The 15,196-nt window shown below is 64.3% G+C and carries 15 protein-coding genes; 8 read left to right on the top strand and 7 right to left on the bottom strand.

The features are described from left to right. Positions 1 to 79: 79 nt before the first annotated feature. A complete protein-coding gene (locus tag Q0877_RS14990; RefSeq protein ID WP_299169249.1) occupies positions 80 to 586 on the bottom strand; it encodes a metallophosphoesterase in 507 nt (168 codons plus the stop codon). Between the two features lie 53 nt (positions 587 to 639). Here Q0877_RS14990 and Q0877_RS14995 point away from each other — a divergent pair, with 53 nt between their 5' ends. The 8 genes from Q0877_RS14995 (at position 640) to Q0877_RS15030 (ending at position 8,377) form a co-directional block, all read left to right on the top strand. Next, complete coding sequence (locus Q0877_RS14995) at positions 640 to 1,554, top strand: NAD-dependent epimerase/dehydratase family protein (RefSeq protein ID WP_299169251.1); 915 nt, start codon at positions 640 to 642, stop codon at positions 1,552 to 1,554. 205 nt (positions 1,555 to 1,759) lie between these two features. Beyond that, complete coding sequence (locus Q0877_RS15000) at positions 1,760 to 2,560, top strand: mechanosensitive ion channel family protein (RefSeq protein WP_299169253.1); 801 nt, start codon at positions 1,760 to 1,762, stop codon at positions 2,558 to 2,560. 60 nt (positions 2,561 to 2,620) lie between these two features. Continuing rightward, positions 2,621 to 2,821 (top strand): hypothetical protein, encoded by a 201-nt coding sequence (locus tag Q0877_RS15005; protein WP_299169255.1) that lies wholly within the window; start codon positions 2,621 to 2,623, stop codon positions 2,819 to 2,821. Positions 2,822 to 3,111: 290 nt separating this feature from the next. Then, positions 3,112 to 4,335: a serine/threonine-protein kinase gene (locus Q0877_RS15010; RefSeq protein WP_299169256.1), complete on the top strand. Its 1,224-nt coding sequence runs from the start codon at positions 3,112 to 3,114 to the stop codon at positions 4,333 to 4,335. Then, positions 4,332 to 4,856 (top strand): hypothetical protein, encoded by a 525-nt coding sequence (locus Q0877_RS15015; protein ID WP_299169257.1) that lies wholly within the window; start codon positions 4,332 to 4,334, stop codon positions 4,854 to 4,856. The genes Q0877_RS15010 and Q0877_RS15015 overlap by 4 nt, the downstream gene beginning before the upstream one ends. 1 nt (position 4,857) lies before the next feature. Beyond that, complete coding sequence (locus Q0877_RS15020; protein ID WP_299169259.1) at positions 4,858 to 5,499, top strand: MBL fold metallo-hydrolase; 642 nt, start codon at positions 4,858 to 4,860, stop codon at positions 5,497 to 5,499. Between the two features lie 99 nt (positions 5,500 to 5,598). Next, positions 5,599 to 7,038: an APC family permease gene (locus tag Q0877_RS15025; RefSeq protein WP_299169261.1), complete on the top strand. Its 1,440-nt coding sequence runs from the start codon at positions 5,599 to 5,601 to the stop codon at positions 7,036 to 7,038. A 79-nt stretch (positions 7,039 to 7,117) separates the two neighbouring features. Then, positions 7,118 to 8,377, top strand: coding sequence for a phosphatidylserine/phosphatidylglycerophosphate/cardiolipin synthase family protein (locus Q0877_RS15030; protein ID WP_299169263.1), 1,260 nt, complete (start codon positions 7,118 to 7,120; stop codon positions 8,375 to 8,377). Between the two features lie 170 nt (positions 8,378 to 8,547). Here Q0877_RS15030 and Q0877_RS15035 read toward each other — a convergent pair whose 3' ends face one another. The 6 genes from Q0877_RS15035 to Q0877_RS15060 all read right to left on the bottom strand — a co-directional run bounded on the left by Q0877_RS15035 (position 8,548) and on the right by Q0877_RS15060 (position 15,194). Beyond that, positions 8,548 to 8,901: a CopG family transcriptional regulator gene (locus Q0877_RS15035; RefSeq protein WP_299169265.1), complete on the bottom strand. Its 354-nt coding sequence runs from the start codon at positions 8,899 to 8,901 to the stop codon at positions 8,548 to 8,550. A 291-nt stretch (positions 8,902 to 9,192) separates the two neighbouring features. Continuing rightward, the gene (locus tag Q0877_RS15040) at positions 9,193 to 9,933 is read right to left on the bottom strand and encodes a GntR family transcriptional regulator (RefSeq protein WP_299169266.1); all 741 of its coding nucleotides are present in this window, start codon (positions 9,931 to 9,933) and stop codon (positions 9,193 to 9,195) included. After that, entirely contained in the window at positions 9,899 to 11,536 is a 1,638-nt protein-coding gene (locus Q0877_RS15045; RefSeq protein WP_299169269.1) for an ABC transporter ATP-binding protein, read from the bottom strand. The genes Q0877_RS15040 and Q0877_RS15045 overlap by 35 nt, the downstream gene beginning before the upstream one ends. Then, positions 11,520 to 13,331, bottom strand: coding sequence for a gamma-glutamyltransferase family protein (locus tag Q0877_RS15050; RefSeq protein WP_299169271.1), 1,812 nt, complete (start codon positions 13,329 to 13,331; stop codon positions 11,520 to 11,522). The genes Q0877_RS15045 and Q0877_RS15050 overlap by 17 nt, the downstream gene beginning before the upstream one ends. Positions 13,332 to 13,341: 10 nt before the next feature. Next, positions 13,342 to 14,241, bottom strand: a complete 900-nt coding sequence (locus tag Q0877_RS15055) for an ABC transporter permease (protein ID WP_299169274.1) — start codon at positions 14,239 to 14,241, stop codon at positions 13,342 to 13,344. Then, a complete protein-coding gene (locus Q0877_RS15060) occupies positions 14,241 to 15,194 on the bottom strand; it encodes an ABC transporter permease (RefSeq protein ID WP_299169276.1) in 954 nt (317 codons plus the stop codon). Before Q0877_RS15060 ends, Q0877_RS15055 begins: the two co-directional genes overlap by 1 nt. Positions 15,195 to 15,196: the final 2 nt, after the last annotated feature.

Consider the following 15,196-nt stretch of genomic DNA (forward strand, 5'->3'; position numbering starts at 1 on the left):
CAAACTCCTCGGATTGACGATTCTGTTCTCCCATTCCTATCAACTAAGGGAATCGACCAAAAGGAATGGGTTCCGGTAGTTACCGGGTTGGAACGTGACAGAGGCGCACATCGGTCAGGGCGCCGTCGTCGGCCAATGCAGTGAGGTAGGTGCACGTGGGCTGCCTCCGCCGGTCCGTCGGCGAGCCGGGATTGAGCAGCCGCATGCCTTTCGGCGTGAGAGTGTCCCACGGGATGTGGCTGTGCCCGAAGACCAGTACATCAGCGTCCGGAAACGCGGCATCCATGCGTTTTTCCCGGCCGGTTGCCGCACCGGTTTCATGGATCACCGCAAACCGGATGCCCTCGATGTCCGCCCGCGCAATTTCGGGCAGCCGTGCCCGGAGATCCGCGCCGTCGTTGTTCCCGTAGACGCCGATGAGCCGGCGCGTGCGATGTTCAAGTTCATCGAGCAGTTCCAGATTCACCCAGTCGCCGGCATGAATAACGACGTCGGCTGCCTCCGCCTCCTCCCAGACCTTTGGAGGAAGCTGCCGGGCGCGCTTCGGCACGTGGGTATCGGCAATAATCAACAACCGGGTGGGCATGCGCCCAGTCTGGCATGTGCGCCGCGGCCGGCGTCGTGTGCGAAGCTCAGGGGATGACTGTACTTCTTGCGGGATGCGGCGACCTGGGCACCCAGGCCGGACTCTACTTTGCGGCTGCCGGGCAGCGCGTTATCGGGTGGCGGCGTTCCGCCGGAAAGCTGCCACCGCAGATTGAGGGCGCATCCGTTGACCTGTCAGGTGAGCTGCCGACCATCCCCAGGGACACCGACGTCGTCGTGATAGCACTGACAGCGGACGGGCGAACCGAGGCCGCCTACCGCGCCACCTACTATGACGGCACGGCCAACCTGCTTGCGGCGCTTGCCCGAGACGGTGTTGCGCCGCGACGGATTGTCTTCATTTCCTCAACAGCTGTGTACGGGAACGACGACGGCGGCTGGGTGGACGAGGAAACCCCGCCGTCACCTTCCACCGCCACCGGCGCGGTACTGCGCGAGACCGAGGAACTGGTGGCGGACCGCGCACCGCAGTCGGTGCTGTTGCGGCTTTCAGGCATCTACGGTCCGGGGCGCACACGGCTGATCGACCAGGTGCGGGATGGAAAGGCACGTGCCGGGGGCGCACCGCACTGGACCAACCGGATTCACCGCGACGATGCCGCTGCCGCCATCGTGCATCTCGCAGGGCTCGAATCGCCCGCTGAGGCGTATCTCGGCACAGACTCTGAGCCGGCGATCCTTGGCGAGGTGCAGGAATATATCGCGTCAGAGTTGGGAGTGCCGCTCGAATCGGCTGACGCTGAGAGCGGCGGCGCAGGGGGCCGCGCAGATGCCGCGAGCGGTGCTGGCGCTGCGAACGGCGCTGGTGCTACCACCCGTGCTGAGCCGGCTACCGGAAAGCGCTGCAGCAACGCGCTGCTCACGGCGACGGGCTTCGAGTTCACCTACCCGACCTATCGCGAGGGATACCGCGCGGTCCTGCAGGGGAAGGGCGTCCGGCATCCCTGAGCCGGGCGTTTGCTTCGCGACTCCGCGAACGCACTGACCACCGAACGCACTGGCCGCAGTCCCCTTCCGGCATCGGCAGCGGAAAAAGGTACTAAGCAACCTTTCTATTTGGTCCGAGTGTGCCTACTGTTGGAAACGTGCAAACCCGGTGGGGCAGCCGTCCCATCGATCCGGCAGCTCATGAAGCCATACAGAAGAGGTTCCGATGGAAGAAACACTGAGAAGCGGCCTCGCATCGGTGATCGAGTTCGTACCAAAGCTGTTGCTGTTCCTCGTCATCCTGATCATTGGGCTGCTGGTAGCCAAGGCGATCTCGAAGGCGCTCGACAAACTGCTCGAACGCGTGGGATTTGACCGGGTCGTGGAACGCGGCGGCGTCAAGAAGGCGCTTGCCAAGTCTTCGCTGGATGCCAGCGACATCATCGCGAAGATCGTCTACTACGCGCTGGTGCTGTTTGTCCTTCAGTTCGCCTTCGGCGTCTTCGGACCGAACCCGGTAAGCGACCTGCTCGAGGGAATCATCGCGTTCCTGCCGAAGATCATCGTTGCGATCATCATCGTCATCATCGCGGCCGCGATTGCCGCAGCGGTCAAGAACCTCATCCAGGGCACTCTTGGCGGCCTGTCTTACGGCAAGATCCTCGCGAACATTGCGAGCATCTTCATCCTTGGCATCGGCATCATTGCTGCTCTGAACCAGGTTGAAATTGCAACTACGGTAACCACTCCCATCCTCATCGCCGTACTGGCTGCCATCGTCGGCGTCATTGTGGTCGGTGTCGGCGGCGGCCTTATCAAGCCCATGTCGCAGCGCTGGGAGCACTACCTCAACCGGGCCGAAGAGGAAGCACCGCGGGTGAAGGCTGAAGCCCAGTCCTCGCCGTCGGCGTCGCAACAACTCAAAGGCCAGGCGCAGCAAGCCAAGGCGGGCACCCACGCCGCCGACAGCTCTGGGAGCCACCAGGTGAACCGGCCGGAAGATCCCAACGCGCCGCGCTTCCGCTAGGCCCTCGCTCCGCGACCACACGAACCACCAAAGAAATCACCATAGATGAGGAAGAGATTCATGAATATCGACAAGCAACAGATCATCGACCTTCTGAAGAACCAGGGCGACCAGGACAAGGCCCAGCAGGCTGACCAGGAACTGCCCGACCAGGTGGACACGGACCGCGACTCCGGCATGCTGGAGAAACTCGGTATCAACCCAAAGGATCTCCTTGGCAAGCTCGGCGGCGGCGGAGGTATTGGCGGGCTCCTCGGCTAAGCGTCGCTTGAGCCGGACCAGGACCGGAAATGGAGGGTGCGCGCTGCGTGCCCTCCATTTTCGTTTGCTCGTTTTTTCCGCCGCATTCCTGCTCCCCTGTCGGGCAGGTGAAGCCCCGCAGATGAGAGTGTCGTGAGAATCCGGGCCGTTGTATTGAGCCTGATCAATCGGTGCGCTTTCATGGAAGGACGACGACGGCGGACAATGAGGAGGTGCCTGACATGCAGCTTCCTCCTCCACCCGGCAAGATGCCTTCCCCCGCTTTCGAACGCCCCCTGGCCAGGTGGCGAATGGACGACCCGGCGGGCGAAATCCTGGACGGCCGCTACGTGATCGGCGCACTTCTCGGCAGCGGCGGGATGGCCGAGGTCCGCCATGGCCACGATCAGGTGCTGGACCGGGACGTTGCCATCAAGCTGTTCCGCGGCCAACCGGAAGCACGGCTCACCCAGCGCGAGCGTGCAGAGGCGCAGCTGTTGGCAAGCCTTGACCATCCCGGCCTGGTCAAAGTGCACGACGTCGGCCACTCGCCGGTTGCGGGCTGGGTGGTCATGGATCTGGTCGATGGACCCGATCTCCATCAGCTACTGCGCGGCGGAGCCCTCGGACCGCAGCAGACGTGGGCGATCGCCCACGACGTCGCACGGACCCTTGCCTACGTTCACGCCAAGGGCATCACGCACCGCGACGTCAAACCTTCCAATGTGCTGACCCGCGAAGCGGAACCTTCCTCGGGGCGTTTCGGCTACGTGTTGACCGACTTCGGTATTGCTCGCCGGGCGGACAGCGACCGGCTCACCGCTACGGGCGAAACGATCGGCACTGCAGCCTATTTCAGCCCCGAGCAGGCCCGCGGTGAAGCCGTCGACGCCGCCACTGACATTTACGCCCTCGGGCTGGTGCTGCTTGAGTGCCTGACCGGGGAGCCTGCCTTCGAGGGGCGTGGGCTCGAGACCGCGCTCGCGCGTCTGCACCGCGCGCCGGAGATTCCTGCCTTCGTAAACTCTGCGTGGCGTGACCTGATCTCGCGCATGACGGCGGGGGCCCACAACGAGCGGCCAACAGCTGCCGAAGTGGCCAGTGTTCTTGCCGCCCAGCGGAATGCGTTCTTCGCCGACGCGCATGCTGACAGCGGGCATGCTTCCGTGGACCCTTCCAGCGGCCATGGAGTCGAAGCAGACCCTGCCACCATGGTCCTGCCCGGTGCAGCCCGCGAGTCGGAATCCACGCGCAAGGCCTTCGTCCTCGGCGTGAACGAGCAGCAAGCTCAGCCCAACCAGCGCACTCAGCGCCGGGCGCCCAAGGAGCGCCGTGATCCGTCCGGTGACGGGAAGCCCGCGGAGCGTAACCGGCGCTGGTGGGTGGCGGGCGCCGTCGTCGTGCTGGTTCTGGTGGTGCTTGGCGTGGTCCTGTCCGGATTGTTCCTTCAAACGCCAGCCCCGGAGCCATTACCTTCAGTGCCCGGTGTTCCGGGCGAGAGACTGTCGGAACTCTATGAAAGTGTGCAGTCATGAAATCCAGGCCATGGATAATTGCGTTCGCGCTGGCGTTGCCGGCTCTCGGAGCGTGCGGCGGGGCGGAAGCGCTGGACCCGGGCGCCGCCGAGTCACTTCAACAGCAGGTACGGGAGCTGGCAGTTGTGACTCAGGACGGGAATCTTGAGCTCGCGGTGGATCGGGCGGAGTCGCTCAAGGACGAGGTTCAGCAAGCGGAGGCTTCCGGCGCCGTGACACCGGGACGGGCAGGTCGGATCCAGCAAAACATTGACGCGTTCATCGAATCCGTCCAGCCGGTCGAGGAGCCCGCACCGGCAGCGCCCGCCGCCCCGTCCTCCAAGGAACCCGCGCCTTCCACACAAACACCGTCGAATACTGTCCCGTCGACCACACCCAATCGTCGCCGTGACATTGAGGACAGCGGAACACCTGCGGAGCGCCAGCAGGAGGCTTCGGAAGAAGCCGCCGAGGAAGCCCAGGAATTCGCCGAGAAACAGGAAAAGGAACGACAGAAGCGCGAAGAAGACCGCGAGGACTAGCATGCGCACCATCTCGGGTAGCTGTTATCAACTGCAGCGTTCCAGAGGAGCCAACGGCTACCTGGTGCGAACGCCCAGCCACACCGCTGTGATCGATCCCGGGATGGCAAACGGGTACGACGCCGTGCTGGGCGAACTACGCGACGCCGCACCCATCGTTGGGGAGGTAACGGACATTCTTCTGACCCACTACGATCCCGACCACGCCCAGGTTGCGCTGCGCCTTCAGCATGAACTCGGCGCGAGGGTGTGGCTGGGTGCAGCTGACGCCGCTATTCTGCGGCGGGTGGTCCCGCCTCCCACCCGCGTGCGCCGGCTGCTTCTACGCGTTGCGCCGGTCGATTTGCCCGATCCGCTGACCGAGCTCGACGGCGAACGCGAACTTTTCGAGGGACTCACTGCCTTTCCTCTTCCGGGACATACACCCGGACAGATGGCCTTCCAGCTCGACGACGTTCTGTTCTCAGGCGACGCGGTCCGGGTCGAGAGAAATGGAAGAATCAAGCGCTTCTTCAGCGCACTTAACAGCGACAATCCGCAGGCCGCGCGCACTACCGCCGAACTACAGCGGCGGATCGATGCCGGAGGGATCAGCTGGATCTGCCCCGGCCACAACCCGCCGGCACGGGTGGGCGTTTCCTAGCGCACGCAAGACCTGTATCGGTCCGGGACATGGAGGACTAAGCTCATCTCACACTGAATCGCAGGACCGGTTACCGGTCAGCTGAGAAGGGCAGGACCCATGGCAGAGCGAAGCACGTCCGAGCGTTCAGAGGATGCTTCACTCCTGAAGGTCCTGGGCAACTGGGACGCTCTCGCCTTAGGCTTCGGGGCGATGATCGGATTCGGCTGGGTGGTGCTTACCGGTGGCTGGATCGGTTCCGCCGGAACCCTCGGAGCGGTATTGGCCATGGTGGCAGGTGGCGTCATTATGGGCGTCGTAGGGCTCACCTACGCGGAACTGACTGCCGCCATGCCCAAAGCGGGTGGAGAGCACAACTTCCTCCTGCGCGGCATGGGTCCCAGATGGTCGTTCATCGGATCCTGGGCAATCACCGGCGGGTACGTCACCATTGTGGCGTTCGAGGCTGTAGCGCTTCCCCGCACGGCCCTCTATCTTTTTCCCGGCCTGAACCAGGTGCCGCTGTGGGAGATCGCGGGAAGCCAGGTGCACCTCACCTGGGCGCTTGTGGGCGCGGTTGCCGCCGTCGTCATCACCTTCATCAATATTCGCGGTGTAAAGCTTGCCGGCGTGGCACAAACGTTCGTGGTGCTTTTCCTGCTGATCATCGGTGCCGTGCTTGTGCTCGGGTCCTTCACGGGCGGGTCCACAGGAAACATGCAGCCACTCTTCACCGGCGGATCCGCGGGTTTCTTCGCTGTCCTCGTGGTGGTCCCGTTCCTCTTCGTCGGGTTTGACGTGATCCCGCAATCGGCAGAGGAAGTGAAGATTCCCGCCCGCCAGATCGGCCGGCTGGTCGTCATCGCCGTGATACTCGCGACCATCTGGTACGTGATGACCATCCTGACGACGTCATCAGCCATGCCGGCTGGTGAGATCGCGCAGGCAGACATCGCCACTGCGGATGCGATGGGTGCACTTTTCGGGAGCGATTTGATGGCCAAGGTGCTCATCGCCGGTGGAATCGCCGGCATCCTCACCTCCTGGAACTCGCTGCTGCTGGGGGCCTCGCGGCTGATGTATTCCATGGCGCGCTCGGGAATGCTGCCGGGTTGGTTCGGCAGGCTGCACCCGACCTACCGCACTCCGGCAAATGCGCTGATGTTCATCGGTGCCCTGTCCTTCCTGGCCCCCTTCTTCGGCGAGGCGATGCTTGTCTGGCTGGTCGACTCAGGTGCCCCCAGCATCGTCATCGCCTACATTCTGGTCTCGGTGGTCTTTGTGATCCTGCGTCGGAAAGAGCCGGCGATGGAACGGCCGCTTCGGGTCGGCGGAGCCGGTAACGGTGGCCAAGCCATCGGGATCGCTGCGGTAGTCCTGTGCCTGGCCCTTCTCAGCCTGTACCTGCCGGGAATGCCTGCGGCGCTTACTCCCCCACCGTGGATCCTGTTCGGGCTTTGGTGGATGCTCGGCCTGTTCTTCCTTCTTCGGATTCCGCGCGGCATCAAACCAGGTGAGGACGCGGAACACCGGCTGCTGGCGGCGCTGAACAAGCGCTAGCAGCGCGGGCTCCCGCGACTACCGGCGTCCACACTTCGCTTCGCCCGGGGCGGGTCATTCGGCCACTAGGCTTGGAATCATGCGCACACTCCGACGCCTTCAGCTGTTTGCCCTGACCCGTTCACTGCTGGCGCGGGCAGCCATGGCGTTCGCTGCTGTGCAGGCGCTGGTGATTGCCGCCATCGTTCTGGTTGATGCAGTGCAGAAGAAGCTGCGCAGCAAGCGACCGGGCTTTCCGCACCCGGGCACGTTCGAATCGGAGGTGGCGGGATCAGACACCGCCGTTTTCACCTACGGGCACGACCTGTACGAGGACATGCTGGCTTCCATCCGGAACGCCCGGCACACCATCATGCTGGAGACCTACATCTGGAAGGGCGACGCGATTGGACGTCAGTTCAAGGACGCGCTCAATGAAGCGGCGGCCCGTGGGGTGAAGGTGTATGTGATTTATGACGGCTTCGCCAACCTTGTTGTTCCGTTCACGTTCTACCGCTTCCACCCGGATGTACAGGTCTTCCGCTTCCCGGTGCTGCGCCCGTCAATCGTGTTCACGAATATCCGCGGCACGGGCTTCGATCACCGCAAGATCATGGTGGTGGATGATTCCATCGGGTACGTCGGCGGCTACAACATCGGCTCGCTGTATGCGTCGAAGTGGCGTGATACGCACCTGAAGATTGTGGGAAAGTCCGTCTGGGAGCTGCGCCAGGCGTTTGTGTCCTTCTGGAACCTGGCACCGGCTCCTCAGCGCCGCCGGCCGCTTGAGGAGACCAGCGCCGAGTTCTGGGAGCCACGGCTGCGCGCCGTCAACAACATCCCGGCGAACCTGGTTTTCCCCATTCGCGGCGTCTACCTCGATGCCATCAACCGCGCCCACAGCCACATCTACATGACGACGGCCTACTTCATCCCCGACCAGCAGATCCTCGAGGCGCTGCTGCGGGCCAGCAAACGCGGCGTCGATGTAAGGGTCATCCTGCCCGAGGATTCCAACCATGTGGTCTCCGACTGGCTGTCCCGTGGGTTTTACTCGGCGCTGCTGCGCGAAGGCGTGCGAATCCTCCTGTATCAAAACGCCATGATCCACGCGAAGACCGCGACGGTGGATGGTGAATGGTCGACCGTCGGCACGGCGAACATTGACCGCCTGAGCCTGACCGGGAACTACGAAATCAACATTGAGCTGTTCGACGAGAAACTTGCGTCCACCATGGAGCGCATCTTCGAGATCGACAGCAGCAACTGCCGCGAGTTGCCGCTGGAAGAATGGGAAGACCGCCACATTGTGGCCCGGGTCAGCGAAGCGATCCTCGCACCCCTGCGTCCGTTCCTTTAATTCGAAACGGGAACGGAGTCAGTGAGCCCGAGATGATCGGCGAGGAAGCGGCAGTTGCCGCGTGGATGCACCGGGGCGAGGCGAAGGTCGCGTCGACTGTTCATGAAAGTAACGTGTAAGCGGCGACCGCATATCTGGCGCGGCTCGAATACCTCCAGGCCGACGATTTTTTAGGATGCCGGGTGGAGGTATTGATGTAGTGCTTCGCGCACGATTTCGCTGGGCTTGCGATGCTCAGCTTCGGCCCGCTCCCCCAGATCGCGCAGCAGTTCTTCCGTCAGCCGGTAGGAGCGTACCGGAGCCGGCGCTGCCTTACCGCTCAGTGAGGGACGACCCACGGAGCGCTGCACGGATTCCGGAGAACCCAGGGCGGCTTCCAGCAGCGATTGACCAGCCCCAGGTCCGTCGCTCTTGGTAACCACTGCACTTTCGGGCAGGGTTTCCATGTTCTCGGCCGCCTCCGCCAGCTGGTTATAGCGCTGCTGATCTTGGCCGGTCAGCGCTGGTTCGTTGTTCCTGGTCATCACTGCCTCTCTTCCGCAATGTCGATGATTTTTCTCCGGGCTTCCATCACATGGAAGATCACAATGTCAGCTGGCGGGGTGATGATTGCCGAAGTTCTGCATAGCGAACAGTGCATCGCCCTGATCGATGCCGTGCTTCGCTGCGCTGTCAGTCCATCGAATCCCCACTCTTATACTGTACTACGAAATGAGTGATAAAGTACTACAATATCGAAGTACCTACTACCGCTGCTTGAAGCTCTTAAGACCCAGGATGGCACCCGGTTCCAGTTGCTGGCCCGGTAAGGCCGGCTAAGCCTCTTCGGCGGAGAACCGGTCCAGGTACCCTTCCTTGGACTGATGCACGTGATTGGCCATCAGCTTCTCCGCATCGGCGAAGTTGCCCGAGTCGATCGCCGCAATGATACTCCGGTGCTCGCTCCAGGACTCCTTGCCGCGATTATCGACGTCCGTCGCGTAGAGCCACTCGATCTTGCCTGCGATCTGGCGCAGCAGCGCCGTCAGCGAGGCGCTGCCGCTCAACTCCGCTACGCCCAGGTGGAATCGGATGTTGAGTTCGGGCAGGAGCTCGAGCCGGTTCTGCGCGACGGCGGCGTCTCCCTCATCCAGCACTCCCGCCAGAACTTTCCGGGCCTGCCACCACTCGACGCTGGGCGCTCCTGAACCGAACTGCGCAGCAGCCCGGTGCGCTGCGCGCCTAGCCGTCGCCGATTCCAGGGCTTCGCGGACAAAGAACAGGTCCTCGGCATCGTCCACAGGGATTTTCGACACAGTGGATCCGGCGTAGGGCTTCGACTCAACGAAACCCTCAGCCTCCAGGGCGCGCAGCGCCTCGCGGACGGGCACACGCGAAATTCCATACTTGGTGGCGAGCGCAGTCTCGGTGACGCGAGTTCCCGGCGGCAGCGCGCCGAAAATAATGTCCCTGCGGATCTCATCCTGGACGCGCTGCTTCGGCGGGGCGTCCTCGTCGGCGCTCCGCTGCTTCGTGTGGTTCTCAGGCTGCAAAGGCTGCCCCCGGAATGGCTCCAAGTAGCTCCTCGGTGTACTGGGCTTCGGGACGGAGGAAGACCTTGTCCACGCTGCCTTCCTCGACCACGGCACCGGCCTTCATCACGAGCACGTTGTGTGCGATCTGCCGGACTACCGCGAGGTCGTGGGTGATGAACAGGTAGGTCAGCCCCAGCCTATCCTGCAGGTCCGCCAGCAGGTTGAGGATCTGGTCCTGTACCAGCACGTCCAGGGCGGAGACCGCCTCGTCGCAGATGATGAGCTCCGGCTCCAGCGCAAGGGCGCGCGCGATGGCCACGCGCTGGCGCTGTCCGCCGGAAAGCTCGTTCGGCCGCCGCTGGGCAACGGAGTGCGGAAGTGCCACCTGGTCCAGCAGCTCAGCCACCCGCCGTCGTCGGCTGCCCTTGTCCCCGACATTGAAAATGCGCAGGGGCTCATCGATCAGACGTTCGATACTGTGCGTCGGGTCAAGCGAGCCGTACGGATCCTGAAAGACCGGCTGCACCATCCGCCGAAGCGCGCGCCGTTCGGCGCCGCGGCTGGCTGTGATGCTCTTGCCGTCCACGAGAGCCTGCCCGGCGGTCGCCGTTTCGAGGCCGAGGATGATCCGCGCGACGGTGGTCTTTCCCGACCCGGATTCTCCGACGACGGCGGTGGTAGTTCCCCGGTTCACCGTGAAGGACACGTTGTCCACTGCCCGCACGGTACCGCCGCGCTGTCCGCGCAGGGTGAATTCCTTGCACAGGTCCTGCACCACCAGGATGGGCGCCGGACCTGCGGTGGACGCCGCGGTGGCACCGGGCGCCTCCATCTGCAGGGCAGCCGTCACCGACGGAGCGGCGGCAACGAGCTTTCGGGTGTACTCCTCCTGTGGGTTGAGCAGGATCTCCCGTGGTGTTCCGACCTCAACGATCCGGCCATCAGCCATGACGATGATCCGGTCGGTCCGGTCGGCTGCCAGCCCCAGGTCGTGGGTGACGAACAGCAGCGACGTTCCGCGTGCGTCGACCAGAGCCTGCAGGTGGTTGAGGATCTGCCGCTGGACCGTCACGTCGAGCGCCGATGTCGGTTCGTCGGCAATCAGCAGGTCCGGCTCCCCCGCGAGCGCAACGGCGATCAGGACGCGTTGGCGCATGCCGCCCGAAAACTCATGCGGGTACTGGCCGTACCGACGCTCGGCGTCGGGGATGCCGGCCTCCGTCATGAGCTCGATTGCCCGGCGCTTCACCTCGGCTCGCCCCCGCATCCCGTTGCTCATAAGGGCGTCCGCAATTTGAGCGCCGACCTTCATGGACGGGTTGAGGTTGGACATCGGGTCCTGCGGCACCAGACCGAGACGCTTGCCGCGGATGGAGCGCATCTGCGCCTCCGAAGCCTCGGCAAGTTCGACTGCGTCCGGTCCGTCCCCCAACCGGATTGTGCCGCCGGTGATCCTGCCCTCTCCCGGCAGCAACCGCAGGACGGCACCGATGGTGGTCGACTTTCCGGAGCCGGACTGGCCCACAATCGCCACGCGTTCGCCCTTCTTCAGGTCGAAGCTGACCCTGTGCAAGACCGGGTTGCCGCCGAAGCTGACTTCAAGGTCCCGGATGCTCAGGATGTTCTCATTAACGTCCTGCTGCATAGCCCTGCGCTCCTCGCGGGTTGGCGGCGGCCATCAGGACGCCGGTTTCTGGATCGCTGACAACGGAGGACAGACGGCCGAGTGCCCAGTCCCCCGCGCGCGTGATGATGTGTCCACGCTGTTCGAGGTCAGCGATGACGTCCTCGCCCAGCCGGTCCTCGACGACTGCGCCGCCCGGCTCCCACGTGCGCGGGAAGAAGGAGCCCGGGATCGACGTCGTGTGGAGGGATGGCGCGTCGATCGCCTGCTGCGGCGTGTAGCCGCCGACGATGGTGCGCAGGATGTAGAGCAGCTGCCACTGGTCCTGCTGGTCACCGCCGGGTGACCCGAGCGCGACCACCGGCTTGCCGTCCTTGAGGATCAGTGTCGGTGTCAGTGTGGTGCGGGGCCGCTTTCCGGGCTCCAACGACGACGGCGCGCCCTCCTCCAGCCAGGTCATCTGCAGGCGGGAGCCGAGGCAGAACCCCAGTTCGGGGATCGTCGGGGACGACTGCAGCCAGCCGCCCGAGGGTGTCGCCGACACCATGTTGCCCCACTGGTCGACCACGTCGATGTGGCAGGTATCGCCGCGGGTTTCGCCGTCGCGGGACACGGTCGGCTCCCCCACTCCGGCGAATGCTGCCGTTCCCGCGAGCGCCGGGGGTGTGTATTCGGTGCGCAGCGGAGGCGTGAACGGGGTGTGTCCGCGGACGGTGCCGGGCCGGAATTCGATGGAAGCGGAATCCGTGATCAGCGACCGACGCTGGGCCGCGTACTCCTCGGACAGCAGGTGGTCCATGGGCACAGAAGCATCACCGTAATAGGCTTCGCGGTCCGCGACAGCAAGCTTCTGTGCTTCCAGGATGGTGTGCGCTCCGAGAGCCGTGGACGGGTCCAGGCGGTCGTCGTCGAACCCGTCCAGGATGGCAAGGGTCTGCAGCAGGGCAGGGCCCTGCCCCCACGGGCCGGTCTTGGCGATGGTGTAGCCGCGGAAATCGATTGTGGTGGCTTCCTCGTAGCCTGCCTGGAAGTTCGCGAAGTCCTCGAGGCTCATCACGCCTGCATGATCCTGACCGGAGGAATGCCGGTGCGGAGTTTTGATGAATTCGACTGCGGCCCGGGCAACGAAGCCTTCGCGCCACTCGCGCCGGGCCGCGTCGATGCGCTCTTCCCGGGTATCGGCCGATAATCCTGCAGTGACGAGACGGTCGAGAACGGACGCGTACGCCTCGTTCCTCACGATCTCGCCCTCAGCCGGGATTGCGCCGCCCGGCATCCAGAGGGCGGCGGACGTCGGCCAGTGCTCTGTGAAAAGGTCCTTGACGGCGTTGATGGTCGCTCCAACCCGACCGACGATGGGGTGACCGTCCCGCGCGTAACCGATCGCGAAGGCAAGCACATCCCCCAGTTCCCAGGTGCCATGGTCGCGTAGCAGCAGGAGCCAGGCGTCGACGGCGGCAGGCACGGCGGCGGCGAGCGCACCGGCACCCGGTACCAGCTCAAGACCTTCGGAGAGATAGTGTTCGCGGGTCGCCGCAGCCGGTGCGGGGCCCTGGCCCATCAGGACCACGGGTTCTGACGGGTTCTCCGCTGTGGCGAATACCCCGGTCATGTCACCTCCGGGGCCGTTGAGGTGGGGCTCGACGACGTGCAGGACGAAGGCGCCCGCGACCGCTGCATCGAACGCGTTGCCGCCGCGCTCCAGCACCGCCTGGGCTGACGCCGTTGCCAGCCAGTGGGTGGATGCGGTCATGCCGAAGGAACCCTGCAGGGTGGGGCGCGTGGTGAATGAATCGGGTGTTGTGAAGGAGGTCATAGAACCAAATCTACTTTCGACGGGTGTTCGTGGGGTCGAGGGCGTCGCGCAGCGCATCGCCGAAGAGGTTGAAGGCCAGGCAGATCAGGGCGATTCCGAGGCCGGGGAAGATGGCCGCGGTCGGCGAGCGGAAAATGTACTGCTGTGCGTCGGAGAGCATGATGCCGAGGCTTGGCGTGGGCGGTTGGATGCCGAGGCCGAGGAAGGACAGCAACGCTTCACCGATCACGGCAACCGGCATAATGACCGTGGCCTGGACAATGATCGCCGACGTCGCGTTCGGCAGCACGTGCTGGGCCATGATGCGCAGTCCTGACGCGTCCATGGTCTTGGCGCCGAGCACAAAGTCGCTTTCCTTGATACGCAGCGTCTCGCCGCGGACCACACGGATCATGGTGGGGATCTGTGCGATACCCAGAGCGATCGCGGCGTTGGACAGACTCGGTCCGCTGATGGCGGCGAGCCCGACGGCGATGATCAGGAAGGGGAACGCGAGGGTGACGTCAGTGAGCCGTGAAATGACGGCGTCGAACCCTTTCCAGTAGCCGGCCAGCAGGCCCAGCGGAGTACCGATCAGCACCGCGAGGAGAACCGAGAGCACACCGACCTGCAGTGAAGCCTGGATGCCGAACAGCATCCGGGAGAAGATGTCGCGGCCCAGATCATCGGTGCCGAGTAGGAAACCGGTGGTGAGCGGCTGCTGGAACGGGGTGTCGAAGTGTACTTCCGCAGGATCGTACGGTGCGATCACCGGAGCGAGGATCCCGGCGAGCACGACGACGGCGAGCAGCACCGCGCCGGTCATGCCGAGTGGATTGCTGCGAAGCCGCCGCCAGACCCGGCCGCGGCCGGTGCCAAGCGTGGGCTCTGTGGGATCAGCCGTCGTCGTGACGGTTTCGGTCATGGCCATCAGTTGCTTCCTCCGACTCGGATTTTCGGGTTGACCACGGAGTAGAGAATGTCTACGGCCAGGTTGATGACGATGTAGCTGAGGGTGATGATCAGGACTACCGCCTGGATGACGGGGTAGTCGCGGGTGAAGACAGCGTCGAGGGTGAGCTTGCCGAAGCCGGGAAGCGCGAAGATCCGCTCGGTGACTACCGCTCCCGAAATCAGTCCGCCGAGCTGGAGGCCGACGATGGTGACCACCACGATCAACGAGTTCCGCAGCCCGTACCGCATCAGCACCCGGCCGCGGCTGAGGCCTTTGGCGCGCGCCGTGCGGACATAGTCGGTGCTCATGGTTTCGATCATCGACGCCCGGGTCTGGCGCATGATCACTGCGGCGAGGCCCGTGCCGAGGATGATTGCGGGCAGGGTCAGATAGTAGATGCCCCGCAGTGGTTCCGCGACGACGTCGACGTAGCCCGAGGCTGGGAACCAGCCGAGGAACACAGCAAGGTACAGGATGGCGAGAATGCCGAGCCAGAAGTTCGGCACCGAGAGGCCGATGAGCGCGAAGCCATTGGCCATCCACTCCGGCCACCGGCCGCGGTAGCGTTCGGCGATGACGCCGAAGAGGATGCCGACGACGACGGCCACCACGATCGCATAGGCGGACAGCCAGAGCGTGACGGGCAGCGTAGTCGCAATCAGTTCGGTCACCGGCGTGCCGGTGCGGGTGGATTCACCCAGGTCGCCGCGGAAGAGATTGCCGAGGAAGGTGAAGTACTGCGCAACCAGCGGCTGGTCCAGCCCCAGTTCGGCACGGATGGCGGCAAGCTGTTCCGGCGTGGCTTCCTCGCCCGCCATGGCGAGAGCGGGATCTCCGGGAAGCTGCCGGACGCCGATGAAAACGACGATGGAGGCGAGCACCAGGGTGAGCGCCGATTGCCACAGCCGTGTGAGCAGGTAACGGGTCACGG

Source organism: uncultured Arthrobacter sp. (assembly GCF_947495145.1).
Taxonomy (GTDB): Bacteria; Actinomycetota; Actinomycetes; order Actinomycetales; family Micrococcaceae; genus Arthrobacter_D.

Excerpts from the sequence above, each read along its gene's own strand:
- Q0877_RS14990 (WP_299169249.1), bottom strand. The coding sequence starts at position 586 with ATGCCCACCCGGTTGTTGATTATTGCCGATACCCACGTGCCGAAGCGC.
- Q0877_RS14995 (WP_299169251.1), top strand. The coding sequence starts at position 640 with ATGACTGTACTTCTTGCGGGATGCGGCGACCTGGGCACCCAGGCCGGA.
- Q0877_RS15000 (WP_299169253.1), top strand. The coding sequence starts at position 1,760 with ATGGAAGAAACACTGAGAAGCGGCCTCGCATCGGTGATCGAGTTCGTA.
- Q0877_RS15005 (WP_299169255.1), top strand. The coding sequence starts at position 2,621 with ATGAATATCGACAAGCAACAGATCATCGACCTTCTGAAGAACCAGGGC.
- Q0877_RS15010 (WP_299169256.1), top strand. The coding sequence starts at position 3,112 with ATGGACGACCCGGCGGGCGAAATCCTGGACGGCCGCTACGTGATCGGC.
- Q0877_RS15015 (WP_299169257.1), top strand. The coding sequence starts at position 4,332 with ATGAAATCCAGGCCATGGATAATTGCGTTCGCGCTGGCGTTGCCGGCT.
- Q0877_RS15020 (WP_299169259.1), top strand. The coding sequence starts at position 4,858 with ATGCGCACCATCTCGGGTAGCTGTTATCAACTGCAGCGTTCCAGAGGA.
- Q0877_RS15025 (WP_299169261.1), top strand. The coding sequence starts at position 5,599 with ATGGCAGAGCGAAGCACGTCCGAGCGTTCAGAGGATGCTTCACTCCTG.
- Q0877_RS15030 (WP_299169263.1), top strand. The coding sequence starts at position 7,118 with ATGCGCACACTCCGACGCCTTCAGCTGTTTGCCCTGACCCGTTCACTG.
- Q0877_RS15035 (WP_299169265.1), bottom strand. The coding sequence starts at position 8,901 with ATGACCAGGAACAACGAACCAGCGCTGACCGGCCAAGATCAGCAGCGC.
- Q0877_RS15045 (WP_299169269.1), bottom strand. The coding sequence starts at position 11,536 with ATGCAGCAGGACGTTAATGAGAACATCCTGAGCATCCGGGACCTTGAA.
- Q0877_RS15050 (WP_299169271.1), bottom strand. The coding sequence starts at position 13,331 with ATGACCTCCTTCACAACACCCGATTCATTCACCACGCGCCCCACCCTG.
- Q0877_RS15055 (WP_299169274.1), bottom strand. The coding sequence starts at position 14,241 with ATGGCCATGACCGAAACCGTCACGACGACGGCTGATCCCACAGAGCCC.